Origin of the sequence: Streptomyces sp. NPDC049687 (assembly GCF_044465285.1) — a bacterium.
Lineage (GTDB): Bacteria > Actinomycetota > Actinomycetes > Streptomycetales > Streptomycetaceae > Streptomyces.
Map to the genome: position 1 here is coordinate 229,567 of NZ_JBITLN010000011.1, position 14,310 is coordinate 243,876.

Here is a 14,310-nt window from a genome sequence, read left to right on the forward strand (position 1 = left end):
CTCCTACCGTTCCGCGCCGGTGCGCGCGAGTGCCTGATACGCCTTGCCGGCGCCCTTGGCCTCGAGGTTCACGAACGCCGGGGTCACGCCGAGCGGCGCCGCGTGGCCCTTGAGCGTCACGGGGCCGTGGACGACCTTGCCGTCGGTGACGTCACGCCACGTTCCGGTCGGCAGGAAGACGTCCCGGGTGGTGCCTTCGCCGAGCATCGGCGCGGCCAGCACGGCCGGTCCGAGCATCCACTCGTCGGTGACCGTGTAACCCGCGTCGTCCTTCGGGAAGTCGAAGAACAGCGGTCGCATGATCGGATCGCCGGTCCTCAGCGTCTGCCGCACCTGATCCCAGATGTACGGGGCCAGCCGCTGGTGCGTCTTGATCGCCTGCCGGTAGAGGTCGACCGTCTCCCGGTCGTACCCGACCCACTCGCCGGTCGTCGCGTCCCGGACACCGGTGGGCGAGGTCGAGGCGTACATCAGCGGCATCAAGGACGCCGCCTGCGCCCACCGGGCCAGAACCTGCTTGGTCGGCGGCGGATGGCCGAGCGAGCCGCCGATCATGTCCGTCTCGACGAACGGGTAACCGATCGTGGAGACCGCCAGGTTGGCCGAGACCGCGGCGCGAAGCCCCGCGAAGGTGGTCGGCTTGTCGGCCGTGCGGGTGGCGAAGCCCTTGTCCTGCGCGGCGTTCCAGGCGACGCGCAGTCCTGCTCCCTGCTGGTCGAACTCGTCGGCCAGTTCGGTGCCGTACTTCACGTAGTCGGCGCGAGTGGCCCCCGGGTAGGGGGCGCACCGGTCGTCGAAGAAGGCGGTGTCGAACTTGAAGCCGGCGACCCCCAAGTCGTCCGTCTGCGCCTTGAGATCGTCGGTGTACCACTGCCGGGCGGCCGGGTTCGCCAGGTCGATCAGGCCGGTCTGGCGTCCGTTCCACCAGGTGAACAGACACGGTTTCGCCGGGTCCGCCGGGTCCCTCAGCAGATAGCCGTTGTCGACGGCTTCGGAGAAGTTGGCGGCGGTCTCGGGCATGTACAGGCCCGTCCACATGCCGAGGTCGAAGCCGAGGCGGTCGAGTTGTCGGGACAGGGCGGGCAGATCGGGGAAGCGTTCGCCGAAGTCGGTGGCGATCACACTCTCCTCGATCTGCACCGCGTGCCCGCCGAGCCCGGCGCCGGCCAGCGCTCGGGCCCAGGCGAGGACGTTCTCCTGGGTCTGCTCGCCGTAGAGCTGCGCCCAGGAGTTCCAGAGGGGAGTGGCGTACTGCTCGTAGGGGGTGTCGGAGCGTTCGGGCCTGCCGACCAGGGCGATGTGGTCGCGGTATACGTCGGCGGGGGTGTCCTCGACGAACACCGTGGAGACGGAGGGCCGTTCACCGGTGACGGTGAACTCGCCGAGCCCGTTGCCGCCGGAGTTGATCCGCACGTCCATCGGGTCGTTCGTGTCCGCCCGCAGCCCGGTGGCGCTGGAGGTGTACCAGAAGGGGGAGACCACCTGGTACGAGGCCGGGCTGAAGCCGGTGTCCACCAGCTGCCCGGCGTCCAGCGGCCACGGCTGCACGGTCTGGTCGCTGTTCTCGCCGTGTCCGTACCAGTGTCCGGCGCTGCGGAGGTCGTACGCCGTGCTGAGCGCGTCGGCCCGGGCGCCCGACAGTGACCAGTTCATGTCGTACCGGTCGGAGCGCAGGGTGATCCGCAGATCGACGCTGACGCCCGGCAGGTCGGTGGCGGCGGTGACGCGCAGGGAGTCGCGGGTACGGGTGCTGCCGGTGACCTCCCGGACGATGTGCCAGTCGGCGCCGATCCGGAACCGGAACGCCGCGGGCGCGGTGGCCAGCACGGTCCGGCCCTCCCGCACGGTGGTGACGGTCAACCGGTCCGTGGCGACGCGCAGTTCGTAGGCGGGTGTCGTGACGGTGATCGGCCCGGAGTCCTCGGCCGCCGGCGCCGTGCCGAGCAGCGGGGCGGCCAGGGTCAGCGCCGCCGCGCCGCAGCGGACGGTTCCTCTCGCCTTGGGCCGCATCAGGCGCCACCGCCGCACGTCAGCCTGGCGTCGGCCCAGTCGGCGTGGTCGAGGGCGTTGCCGTCCCCGGCGTCCGAGACGACGAGTTCGAGGCGGCGCGCGCCGGTCACGTCGACGTCGATCTTCTTCGTCGCGGTGTCCCGGTCGACGGTGCCGCTCTCGTAGACGGGGGTCCCGTCGGCGAGGACCGTGTAGGCGACGGTGGCGGGACCGTCGGACCGGCCGTAGGTCTCCTGGTCGAGGCCGAGCGCGGCGTGGAAGGTGGTGCAGGAGCCGCCGAGCCACACCTGCACGCTGCTGGCGGCATGGGTGCCGAGGCCCTTGGCGTAGACGGTGTCGTGGAGGGTGAGCGGCAGGCCGTCGCCCTCGGCGTTCTCGCCGACGGACTGGTCGCGCTCGACCGGCCCCCAGCCGTTGCTGCCGGACTGGAACGGCAGATCGCTGACGTAGTGTTCACCGGCCGTGAGCGGCGGTGGCTGCGCCGCCACCACCTGTTCCCCGGTCACCGAACCGGGCCTGCCGGCGCGGGTGAAGCCGGCGGTGACGCGGAGGATCGCGACGGTGCCGGTCTTCTGGTCGGCGGGCGCGGTGACGGTCCAGCGGGCTTTCGCCGAGGCACCGGGTCTGACGGTGCCGAGCCGCACCGGGTCGGCCGGAGTCGCGGTCCAGCCGTCGGGCAGCTTCGGGCTCAAGGTGAGGTCGCGGAGCGTCCTGCCGTCCTCCGGTACGGAGGCCGTCGTCGTGACCTGGTAGGTGTTGCCCGGCTCGACGGAGTCGGGGGCGTCGACGGTCACTCGTGCCGGGGTGGCCGGGTCGGCGTAGACGGCCGCGTCGTAGGCCGGGGCGGACACGTTCCCGACCCGCAACGAGGAGGTGACATTGCCGAGCGTGGTGAGACCCACCTTCCCGAGGCCGCCGCTCTTCGCGTCCTCGCTCCAGGAGGCGATGGCGATGGTGTTCCTGCCGTCGGTGCGCAGGATGCCGTTGGGGATGGGGAAGGTGTGCTGGGGGCCGGTGTCGTTGACGTACTGGCCCATCAGCCAGCCGTTGACGTAGATGAGGGCGCGGTAGTTCCGGTCGGGGTCGTCGGTGATGGTGACGCCGACGGAGACGTCCTGGCCCTTGGGCAGCCGTGGGTTGAACGTGGTGCGGTACCAGGCGATGCCGGGGGTGGTGTCACTGGCCGGCAGTGTGGTGTCGTCCCATGAGCGGTCGGGGTAGCCGGGCAGGGTCCAGCCCGAACGCTCCCCGTACAGACCGCCGTTGTTCATGTGCCCGCGTACGGTGTCGACGGGCCGTTCACCGCCCCGGGCACCCTGGATGCGCCAGGTGATCTGTGCGTCGGAGCCCGCGAGATACGCCGTGGTCAGCCCGCGGGGCTGCTTGTGGTCGTCACTGCTGAAGGTGAAGTCCTCGTTGTGGCCCATGGTGCCGACCAGGACGGAGACCACGTTCTCCTTGCCCTTGCGCAGCAGACCGTCGGCGAGGGGGAAGGTCCGACGGCCGGTGCTGCTCGTCCCCGCGAACTTCCCGTTGATCCACACCGAGTACGCGCCCACCGCGGCCGAGCCGGTGTCCGGGTTGGTGGCGTAGGCGGTCAGGGAGAGGGACTTCTCGGTACCGGTGGCCTTGAAACGGCCGCGGTACCAGACGTATCCGTAGTGGTAGCCGTACTCGTCCTGGTAGAGCACCGGCAGGGTCCCCGGCGCGGTCGGGTTGTCGGTGGTCAGTTTGTCGGCGTACGTCCAGGACGAGTCGTCGAAGTCCGGGTCGGCCTCCGGGGTCTCGGCGGAGGTCTTCCAGTCGGTCAGCTCGGGGAGTTCGACGCCCTTCGGGCCGGGCACGGTGCCCAGCAGGCTGCCGGAGGAGGTCGGCCTCACCTTGAGGGGTGCGCCGTTCCAGGTGACCTTCCGTACGCCGGGCGGGGCGAAGACCTCCAGAGGGCCCGCCTTCTTCGCGTCGCCGGTGAGGGCGAGCGTCGTCCCGCGGTCGGTGACGGCTGCCGTACGGACCAGTTCGGTGCCGCGTTCCAGCACGGGACCGGCCGCCGTGTCCTGCCGCCAGAAGCCGGCGGCCTCGTCGTCGGTGCCGATGAGCAGCAGCAGGTCGGGGCGGCCGCCGCCCTGGACGAGGACCCGGGTGACGCCGGAGTGGGTGTAGTCCAGCTTCAGGTCACCGCGCCCGGCGTCCCAGGTGGCGTCGGCCTTGCCGTCCAGCACCGTGACCTTGGGCTCGGCGGAGTAACGGAGCATTGTCTGCCCGGGGTCGCCCTCACCGCCGTACAGCACGGCCTGTGTGCGGTCACCGGTCCGCGTGCTGGTCAGCAGCTCGCTGGTGGAGTAGACGAGCCGCTGACCGCCGCCGAGGTCGTAACCGGCGACGAGGATCTTGCCGGTCTGTCCGTTCAGCCGTGCGGTGACCGGATAGGTGCCGTCCGGGGTCTTCCAGTCGAAGGTGGTGGTGGCGTCGGCGTCGGCCATCGGGTCGCCGTGCCGGAGGTAGAGGAACTGGGTGCCGGTGTCCGGGTTGGCGCGGGCCTCGATGTGCACGCCGGCGTCGGACGAGGCGGGGGCGTCGGCCGGATCGGTCGCGGTGAGCGGTCCCGTGGTGGTGTAGAAGAGGCCCTGCCGCTTCATCTCGTCGTAGTCGGCGCCGGTCTGGCGGGGCTCGCTGATCGGTGCGCCGTAGTCGTACGACGTGTAGACCTGGCGCGGGTCCGCGAGCCAGCCCCAGTTGGTGCCGCCGTAGGTCATGTAGAGGTTCTCGATGGTCGTGCCCTGCATGACCTCGTGCTTGTTGACGATCTTCTGGTAGGCGGGGCCCATCTTCTCCGGGCACTTCTCGTAGCCGGTGTCACCCCAGGTCTGGAACCAGCCGGTGCCCGCCTCGAAGATCGCCAGTGGGGCGTCGTCCTGCTGCCGCTTGAGGGTGGGCACCCACCATTCGCCCTTGCAGAAGGAGTTGTACTGGTCGAGCTCGCCGACGAAGTCCAGGCCCTCGCCGCCCGCGTACTGCGGCATCGGTTCGTTGCCGACCAGGGGCACGGTGATGCCGTCGGCCCGTACCTGCCGCGAGAGATCGACGATGTAGTCGCGGCCCTCGGGGTCGTACAACTCGTTCTCGACCTGGTAGAGCAGCACCGGTCCGGTGCCGTCGGTGACCTGGTGGCGGGCGAGGATCCCGTCGATCTCCTTGAGCCACTCGCGGGCGGCGTCGAGGTATTCGGGGTCGGTGGAGCGGGCCCGTCCCTTCTGGGTCGTCAGCCAGCCGGGGAAGCCGCCGCCGTCCGTCTCGGCGTTGATGTAGGGGCCCGGCCGGGCGATGACGTACAGCCCGGCTTCCTCGGCCATGTCGAGGAGCTTGTCGACGTCACGGACACCGGTGAAGTCGTAGACGCCCTTCGCGGGGGAGTGGTAGCCCCAGTCGAAGTAGATCGAGACGGCGTTCATGCCGCTCGCCTTGATCTTCTGGAGCACGTCGCGCCACAGGTCGGGGCTGGGGAGCCGCCAGTAGTGGAACTCACCGGACCAGACGAAGAGCCGCTCGCCGTCGACCTTGACGGAGTACTTGTCGTAACTGACCGTGTGCGGGGTGGGCTTGGCGGCCGCGGCCGCCGGGACCGAGGCGTGGGCCGGCACCGCCACGGAGAGGACCGCGAGCAGTACGGCGGCCAGTGCGGTACGCAGGTGTCGAACCGGGGCGAGGTTCACGAGGTCCCTCCCGTACAGGTCAGCTTGGCGTCGGCCCAGTCGGCGTGGTCCGAGGAGACATCGCCGTCCCCGTCGACCAACAGGTCCAGCCAGCGGGCGTCGGTCACGTCCACGTCGATGCCGGTGCCGCCGTCGGAGCCTCGCACCACCGGGGTCGTGGTGAGGGAGCGGCCGTCGGCGATCACCTGGAAGGAGACGCTGCCGCCATCGCCGACCTCGTCGTCCACCCCGGCGGTCGCGGTGAACCGGGTGCAGCCGCCGCCGAGATAGACCCGGATCCGGCTGTCGGCGTGCACGCCGAGTCCCTTGGCGTAGGTGGTACCTCCGACGCTCAAAGGGCGTCCGTCACCCGCCGCGTTCTCCCCGTTGGAGGCGTCCTTCTCCACCGGCCCCCAGCCGTTGACCGCCTTGACCAGGGTCAGGTCGCTCACCTGGGCGTCGGCGGACAGCCCTGGCGGCGGCACCTGTACGGCGCGTACGCCGGTGACGGTGTCCGGACGGCCGGGCTGGGTGAGCTTGGCGGTCGCGGACAGGACGGCGTAGTGAACGGGCTCGCCGGGCGGGGTGACGGTGTAGTCCGCGGTCACCGTGTCGCCGGGCCGGACCCGGCCGAAGCGGGTGGTGTCGTCGGTGGTCGCGGTCCAGCCGTCCGGAACCTTCAGCGCCAGCTCGACGTTCCGGGCGGTCGGCGCGTCCTTCGGCACGCTGAGGGTGACGGGGACCTCGGCGGCGGCGCCGGTGGCCAGGAACGGCTCGGCGTCGACGGTGACGTGGGTGCCCGCGGCCGGCATGGCGTAGGTCCTGGCGTCGTACGAGGGCGCGGCCACCGCAGCTGCCTTGATCCCGCCCGCCGAGGCGCCGAGGTCGACGAGCTTCACCGAACCCGGGCCCGCGCCGGCCTTGGTGGACCACACGGCCAGGGCGACGGTGTTGCTGCCCTGCTCGCGCAGAAGGCCCTTGGGGATGACGAACCGTGTCTGCGGTCCGGTGTCCGGCAGGTAGCGGCCGATCAGCCAGCCGTTGACGAAGATCTGGGCGCGGTAGCCGGTGCCGCCGCCCGCGGCCTCGGCGAGGTCCAGTGCGAGCGCGTTGTCCTGGCCCTGCGGCAGGTCGAGGCGGGCGGAGGTGCGGTACCACCGCACACCGGGCCCGGTCTTGGCGGCCTGCCCGGAGAGGGTGGTGCTCTTCCAGCCGCCGTCGGGGAAGCCCGGCAGCGACCAGCCGGCCCGCTCCCCGTACAGCCCACCGTTGTTGTACGGGCCCCGTGCGGTGTCCACCGGGTCCTCGCCGCCCCGGTTGCCCTGGATCTTCCAGGTGAGGGTGGAGGCTCCGCCGATCACCTCGGCGGAGAGCAGACCGCGTGGCTCCTTGGAGTAGTCGTGGCCCCATTCCTCGTTGTGGCCCGCGTTCTCCACGAGGACGGACAGGACGTTGTCCCCGCTGTCCCCGCCGGCCTTCAGCGTGCCCGCCGGGATGTCGAAGGTGTGGGCGCCGCCGCCGGAGCTGCCGAGGTAGCGGCCGTTGAGCCACACCGCGTACTGGCCGGTGTTGCCGGTTCTGGCGTCGAGTGCGAGCGCGGTCGCGGCACCGGTGGTCCTGAACCGGCCGCGGTACCAGACGTTGCCGTGGTGGAAGCCGTACTCGTCCGCCGCGAGGACCGGCAGCGAACCGTCGAGCGCCGCGTTGTTGGCGGTGAGGTGGTCGGCGGTGGTCCAGGTGGAGTCGTCGAAGCCGGGAGCGGACTCGGGCGCCTCCTCCTTGTACTTCCACGTCGTCAGTTTGGGCAGGTCGACCGGGAGCGGTGCCTGGGTGACGGCGACGTCGCGGCCGTTCCAGGTCACCTTCTTGGCGTCCGCGATGACCTCGATCTTCGCGGTCTTGGTGGAGTCGCCGGTCAACTTCAGGGTGCCGTGCGCCAGTTCGGCCGTACGGACCAGGGACGGTCCCCGTGCGAGAACCGGGCCCGCGGCGGTGTCCTGCCGCCACCAGCGGGCGGTCTCGGCGGTGTCGGCGATCAGCAGTTCCATGCCGTTCACCAGTACGCGGGCCAGGCCCTTGTGGGTGTAGTTCAGGCGCAGGTCGCCGCGTTCGGCGTCCCAGGTGGTGGTGACATCGCCGTCGAGGACGGTGACCTCGGGCCGCTCGGCGTACCGCAGCACGGTCTCGCCCGCCTCGCCTTCACGCCCGTACAGCAGGGCCACGTCCCGGTCGCCGATCCGGGCGTGCGTCATGATCTCGGAGGTGGAGTAGACGAGCCGCTGCTTCTCGCCCAAGTCGTAGCCCGCCACGAGCAGTTTGGCGTCCCGGCCGTCGACGGCGATCGTTCCCCGCTGGGGTACACGCGGGTAGTCGCCGTCCTTGCCCGAGAGGGACAGGGTGGTCTCGTCCTTGTCCTTCACCCGGGTGTCGGCGTGCCGGACGGTGAAGAACTGGGTGCCGTCGTCGGGGTTGACGCGCCGGTCGATGCGCAGGGCGTCGTCGGAGGGGACGGGGGCCTCGGCCTTGTCGGTGCGCGCCAGCGAGGTCACCGAGTTGACCATGTACCCGAGGCGCTTGAACTCCTGGTATTTGTCCGTCAGTTGGCGGGACTCGTTGATCGGAGCGCCGTAGTCGTACGACGTGTAGACCGCGTTGGGGTCGGCGAGCCAGCCCCAGTTGGTGCCGCCGTACGTCATGTAGAAGGACTGGCCGCTCACCCCGGCGGCGATGTTCATCTTGCTGAACACGCGGGTGAAATCGGTGCCGGTGAGTTTCGCGCAGTCCTGGTATCCGGTGCCGCCCCAGGGGTCGAAGGCGCCGCCCTGTGCCTCGGGGATGATCAGTGGGGACTCGGGCTTCCACTCGTTGACGTACGAGTAGTCGGGGAGGTTCTTCCAGGTGTCGGGGTCCTTGCAGTCGAAGCCCTGCGGATAGGCGTCGAAGCCGTAGATGTCGGGGGCGCCCCTGCCGCTGACCCAGTTCTTGTTCGCGCCGCCGTCATTGACGAAGGTGGGCACATCGATGCCGTCCTCCTTCGCCCAGTCGATGAGGGTCTGCATGTAGTCGGCGTCGTGCCGGCCGCCCTGGTACTCGTTCTCGACCTGGTAGAGGATCACCGACCCGGTGCCACGGGTGAGTTGGTGACGGGCGATGATCGGGTTGATCCGGCTCATCCACTCCCGGGCGGCCTTCATGTACTCCGGCTCGGAGGTGCGGTTCACGCCGGCCTGGGTCGACCGCCAGGCGGGCATGCCGCCGCCGGAGACCTCCGCGTTGATGTAGGGGCCCGGTCGGGCGATCACATACAGGCCCGCACGCTCGGCCTCGTCGAGCAGCCGCTCCACATCGCGGATGCCGGTGAAGTCGTACGAACCCGGCTTGGCCGAGTGGTAGCCCCAGTCGAAGTAGAGCGAGACCGCGTTGAACCCGCCCGCCTTGATCTTCTGCAGGACGTCGCGCCACGCGTCGGGGCTGGGCAGCCGGAAGTAGTGGAACTCGGCGCCCCAGAGGTACAGGGGCTTGCCGTCGACCAGCACCGAGTACTGGTCGTAGGTGACGGTGTGCGAAGCCCTGGACTCCGCCTGGACCGGTGCGGCCGCGGCGTGTGTACCGGTCAGGGGCATGACAGCAAGCGCTCCGGTGAGCAGCAGGGATCTCCACTTGCCCCTCATGACGTCAGTCCCTTCACCACTGCCGCCCGCGCGGTCTCGATGTCGCCCACGTCCTTCGTCCGGCCGTCGAGGTTCCGGGTCGCGGTGGAGAGGGCCTCGGTCAGCGCGTCACTGTCGGTGCCGCCGTCCTTCTTCCGTAGCTGGGCGATGAGTTCGTAGTCCTCGATGCCTTCCTTCAGCTGCTCCCAGCGGACGCTGGACATCGGGCCGTCCTTGCCCGGGTAGACCAGGTACTCGTCGCCCTGCGTGAAGATGTGCACCGGCTGCCTGAAGGGGTCGCTGGTCCAGCTGTTGTACGACCAGCGCAGGAAACCGTCCAGGTTCCGCTGGGCGGAGATCCACGGCAGCATCCGCGACTCGACGGCGGGGGAGTACGACAGCGTGTTGGGGTGGGCCGGCGAGCCGTACACGTAGAAGGTCGTGATCTTGCCGGCCTTGCGGCGCTCCGCCGCCTTCTCCTTCGTCATCGCGTCGATGCCGCCCCAGTCGACGGACAGATTGGACGCGACGCCCTCGGTGCTGATCGAACCGGCCACGGAGATACGGTCGTCGAAGACCGGCGCGACCTCGTGGACGAAGTCCTTGACGACCGTCATGGTGTTGATGGGCCGCTCGTCGAAGGACAGCCAGGTGTTCTCCAGCCAGCCCTTCGCCCTCAGGTGCTTCTCGAAGGCGGGGAGGAACGTTCCCCACGCCTCGCGCCAGCGGTCGCCGCCCAGATCGACGTTCTGGTAGACGGTCTTACCGGTGCGGCTGTCGGTGTAGGTGAGGTGTTCCTGGTCCTGGAAGGCCAGCATGGAGAAGGCGCCGATGTCGGGTCCGAGGCCGGCGCGTCTGGCGGTCTGGACGTACTTGTCCCAGCGGCTGAAGTCGAACGAGAACGTCTTTCCGTTCCAGGTCCAGCCCACCATGCTGCTGTACGGCGTGGCGGTCTGCGACTCCCGGGTGCCGAGCGACCACTGGTGGTGCCAGGGGTTGTCGACGATGGTGGTGTTGATGACCTTCTGGCCGCGCGAGGCCAGGTCGCGGTCGTACTTGTGGATCAGCTTCCAGTGCTCGTCGGACCAGAGCTTGACGCCGTGGTTCTTGGCGATCGTCTCCGGCTGTGCCCAGACGTCGAGGAAGAAGCCGTAGTCCTCCGGGTCGGGCACGCTCGCGTCGGCGACCTCGATGGTCAGCGGATAGCTTGCCTGGGTGTGGCCGTCGGCGCTGACCTTCACCGTGCCGGTGTAGGCGCCGGGCCTGGCGTTCTTCGGGATGTGGAAGGTGAACCACAGCGGCTGTGCCGCGTACGCGGGCACGTCCACGGAGTCCCGCTCCTCGAGCGCGTCGCCGACCACGTCGGGGTTGCGGTCGCCGGACACCTCCTTGCCGGAGCTGACCTGGTCGATGGTGGCCGACCAGTCGACCTCGCTCTTGGAACGCTGCACCGGCACGTACTTGACGAACCGGACCTGGGTGTCGTCACCGGACAGCTTCGCGCCGCCGGGCCCGGTGAGGTCGCCGACCACGGCCCTGACGTCGTCGAGGTTTCGCCCGGAGGCGATCGCCAGCTGCGCCGAGATCTGCTCGTTGCGGACGGCGGAGAGTTTGAGTTCCTTGGTGTCCTTGCCCTGGATGGCGGTCATCGGGTAGCGCGGGACCCGCTCCTCCGCGGAGCCGGCGAAGGAGCCGGTGGGAACCCAGGTGACGGTGTCCCTGGTCCCCATGGCGTCGGCGACCTTGACGGTCAGCCAGGTGGTGGTGGCCTTGGAATCGAGATCGGTGCTGGTGGACGTCGTACCGGTGACGGCGATCGCGGTGGTGCTCGCGGCCACGACCACGCCCGCGACGAAGCCGGCGACGGCTGAGGACGTACGTGCCATGGGGCTGGGTTCCCTCTCTCACGGACGTGCGGTCAGGAAGTGACGGAGAATCCGCTGAAGACGGCTTCGATGTTCTCGCCGGGGTAGTTGACGTTGGCCGCGCTGGCGACCATCCCGGCGTCTTCGGTGCCGGCGGCCGACGGCACCTCGGCGGTGCCGACCTGCGACCAGGTCTGGCCGTCCTTGCTGGCGTACGCGGTGTAGGTGGCGCCGTCCCGGGTCAGCTTGAGGTACGCCGGGTGGAAGGTGGAGCCGCCGCCCGCCCAGGTGTCGAGCTTTCCGTCGCCGTTGCCGTCGGTCATGAACTCCAGTCCGTAACTCTGGGTCATGACCAGCACCGCGTAGCCGCCCTTCTCGGGTGCGGTCAGGTCGTTGGCGAGGGCGATACCCGCCTTGCCGACCGGTGAGGCGCTGTTCTGCGAGACCAACCGGGCCTGCACGGTGGCCTTCTCACCGGCCGCGTCGGCGCGGTAGATGACGCCCTTCTCGTCCTTCCAGCCGGACAGGTCCTGGCCGCCCGCCCAGATGGCGAACTGATCGCCGCCCTGGGCGTATTGGGGGTCCTCGGAGGTGGTGTCGGCGGTCAGATAGGGCTCCTGAACGCTGCCCGGGGCGGCCTTCACCTGTGCCTGCACGGTGTCGGACACCTTCGTCGATCCGTTGTAGGTGGCGGTGCCGGTGAGGTCGTGGCTGCCCCAGCGGGCGTCCTCGGCCGGGGTCACCGTCCAGGTGGTGGTGAGTGTGGCGCCGTTCCTGAGGGAGCTCGCGGTGGTCGGCCCGGCCGGCTTGGCGCTCCAGCCGTCGGGCAGGTCCAGCGCCGCCTTGACGCTCTTGAGCGTCCGGGTGCCCCAGTTGGTCACCTCGGTGGTCACCTCGAACGGCGTGCCGGAGTCGGTGGCCGGGGCGTCGGGGGTGATCAGGACGGAGGCGGCCGGAGCGTCCTCGCGCTTGAGGGCCTTGACGGCCTTGGCGGCGCCCTTGGCCTTGAGGTTCACGAAGGCCGGGGTGACGCCGAGCGGCGCCGCGTACCCCTTGAGGGTCTTGGGGCCGCGGATCACCGTGCCCTGGTTCACGTCGTACCAGGTGCCCGGCGGCAGATGCACGGAGCGGGTGGCACCGGTGCTCAGCTTCGGCGCGGCCAGCACGGCCGGGCCCAGCATCCACTCGTCGGCGACCGTGTAACTCGCCTCGTCCTTCGGGAAGTCGAAGAACAGCGGCCGCATGATCGGATCGCCGGTCTTCAGAGTGCTCTGCACCTGGTCCCAGATGTAGGGGGCGAGCTTCTCGTGCGTCTTGATCGCCTGCCGGTAGAGGTCGACCGTCTCCTGGTCGTAGTCCACCTTCTGCCCGGTGGTGGTGTCGTTGGTGTCCACCGGGGAGGTCGAGGCGTACATCAGCGGCATCAGTGAGGCGGACTGCGCCCACCGCACCAGTACGTCCTTCGTCGGTGCGGGCTGGCCGCCCGAGCCGCCGATCATGTCGGACTCGACGAACGGATAGCCGATGGTGGAGATCGCCAGGTTCTGGGAGGCGGAGGCGCGCAGGGAGTCCCAGCCGGTGCCCTTGTCGACCTGGCGGGTGACGAAACCGGCCTCGTGGGCGGTCTGGTTCCAGTGCACCCGGATGCCTGCGCCCTGGAGGTCGAACTCGTCGGCGAGTTGCGTGCCGAGCTTCTGGTAGTCCGTGGCCTGGTGGCCCTCCCGCGGTGCGCACTTCTCGTCGAAGAAACGGGTGTCGAACTTCAGCCCGTCGATGTCGTACGTGTCCATCAGCGTCTTGAGGTTGCCCTCGTACCAGGCCTTGGCGTCCGGGTTCGCCAGGTCGATGATCCCGGCCTGGCCGTTCCACCAGGTCACTTCACACGGCTTGGTCGTGTCCTCGGCGTCCATGAGCAGATAGCCGTGGTCGACGGCGTACTGGTAGTTGTCGGAGTCCAGGTTGATCCACAGGGTGACCCAGATGCCGAAGTCGAACCCCATGTCGTGGATCTTCTCGGACAGACCCTTGGGATCGGGGAAGGTCTTGGGGTCCCAGGTCAGATTGCCGTAGTTGGACTCCCACTTGTCGTCGAGCTGGATGGTGTGCCCGTCCAGTCCGTTGTCGTGGAGGTCGGTGGCGTAGTCGAGGAGTTTCTCCTGGTCGACCTTGGTGTAGAACTGCGCCCAGGAATTCCACAGCGGCTTGGCGTACTGCTCGTAGGGGGCGTCGCTCTTGGCCGGTTTGCCGACGATGCCTATGTAGTCGCGGTAGACCTCCAGCGGGGTCGACTCGACGAACACGGTGGCCCTGTAGGTGTCGGGCGACCGCACGGTGAAGGTGCCGAGGCCGTCCTTGCCCTTGTTGAGCCCCACGTCCATGACGTTCCCGGTGTCGACGCGCAGGCCGGTCGACTTCGAGGTGTACCAGAACGGGTCGATCATGTTGTACGACGCCGGGCCGAACGTCTTGTGGTCGACCTCGCCGGTGTCGAGCGGCCAGGGCTGGTTGACACCGGGACCGCCCTGCGGGGTCTCCGCCTCGCCGTGGCCGTACCAGTGGCCGGCCGACGACAGGTCGTAGGCGAGGCCCAGCTGCTCCGGCCCGCCGCCGCGGACGTCCCAGTCCAGCCGGTAGCGGTCGGCGGCCGGGGTGATCCGGGCCTCCACCGTGGCGCCGTCGAGCGTGCTGTCGGCCGTGACGGTCAGGACGCCGTTCTTCCACGTCCAGCCGGTGACGCCGGTCGCGTGCTGCCAGGTGCCGTCGGCCCCGGTGAAGCGCAGGGCGCCCGTGTCGCCGGACGCCGTGGCGAGCACGGTCTTTCCGGCGCGGCGCGTGGTCAGGGCGAGTTCGTCGGTGGCCACGTCGAGGCTGTAGCCGGGGGTGCCGGCGGAGGCCGGCACGGAGATCGAGACGGCGTGTGCGGTGCTGGTGACCTTCGGCCCCCCGGGGGCGGGGTGGGGGGCGGCCGTTGCCGTGGCAGAGCCGGTGACGGGCGTCATCAACATGGCGGCGGTCAGGGCGGCGGCGAGCAACGGGCCGCCGGGACTGCGCAGTCGGGCGTGCACTCGTGTCCTCCTGTCGGACAGGACGGTGACT

5 protein-coding genes are annotated in these 14,310 nt (G+C 69.7%); all 5 read right to left on the reverse strand.

The window, feature by feature from the left end; genetic code table 11:
* Positions 1-3: 3 nt before the first annotated feature.
* The 5 genes from ACIBVL_RS31205 to ACIBVL_RS31225 are packed head-to-tail and all read right to left on the reverse strand — an operon-like array spanning position 4 to position 14,213.
* Complete coding sequence (locus ACIBVL_RS31205; RefSeq protein WP_399102263.1) at positions 4-2,010, reverse strand: TIM-barrel domain-containing protein; 2,007 nt, start codon at positions 2,008-2,010, stop codon at positions 4-6.
* Positions 2,010-5,720 carry a beta-galactosidase gene (locus ACIBVL_RS31210; RefSeq protein ID WP_399102265.1) on the reverse strand — a complete coding sequence of 1,237 codons (3,711 nt, stop codon included), beginning with the start codon at positions 5,718-5,720 and terminating at the stop codon, positions 2,010-2,012. The genes ACIBVL_RS31205 and ACIBVL_RS31210 overlap by 1 nt, the downstream gene beginning before the upstream one ends.
* On the reverse strand, positions 5,717-9,370 hold the full coding sequence (locus tag ACIBVL_RS31215) for a beta-galactosidase (protein ID WP_399102267.1): 3,654 nt from the start codon (positions 9,368-9,370) through the stop codon (positions 5,717-5,719). Before ACIBVL_RS31215 ends, ACIBVL_RS31210 begins: the two co-directional genes overlap by 4 nt.
* Positions 9,367-11,235, reverse strand: a complete 1,869-nt coding sequence (locus ACIBVL_RS31220; RefSeq protein ID WP_399102269.1) for a glycoside hydrolase domain-containing protein — start codon at positions 11,233-11,235, stop codon at positions 9,367-9,369. The genes ACIBVL_RS31215 and ACIBVL_RS31220 overlap by 4 nt, the downstream gene beginning before the upstream one ends.
* 32 nt (positions 11,236-11,267) lie before the next feature.
* Entirely contained in the window at positions 11,268-14,213 is a 2,946-nt protein-coding gene (locus ACIBVL_RS31225; RefSeq protein ID WP_399102392.1) for a TIM-barrel domain-containing protein, read from the reverse strand.
* Between the last annotated feature and the right edge of the window lie 97 nt (positions 14,214-14,310).

Coding starts and splice junctions, on each gene's coding strand:
- ACIBVL_RS31205 (WP_399102263.1), bottom strand. CDS start 2,010: ATGCGGCCCAAGGCGAGAGGAACCGTCCGCTGCGGCGCGGCGGCGCTG.
- ACIBVL_RS31215 (WP_399102267.1), bottom strand. CDS start 9,370: ATGAGGGGCAAGTGGAGATCCCTGCTGCTCACCGGAGCGCTTGCTGTC.
- ACIBVL_RS31220 (WP_399102269.1), bottom strand. CDS start 11,235: ATGGCACGTACGTCCTCAGCCGTCGCCGGCTTCGTCGCGGGCGTGGTC.
- ACIBVL_RS31225 (WP_399102392.1), bottom strand. CDS start 14,213: ATGACGCCCGTCACCGGCTCTGCCACGGCAACGGCCGCCCCCCACCCC.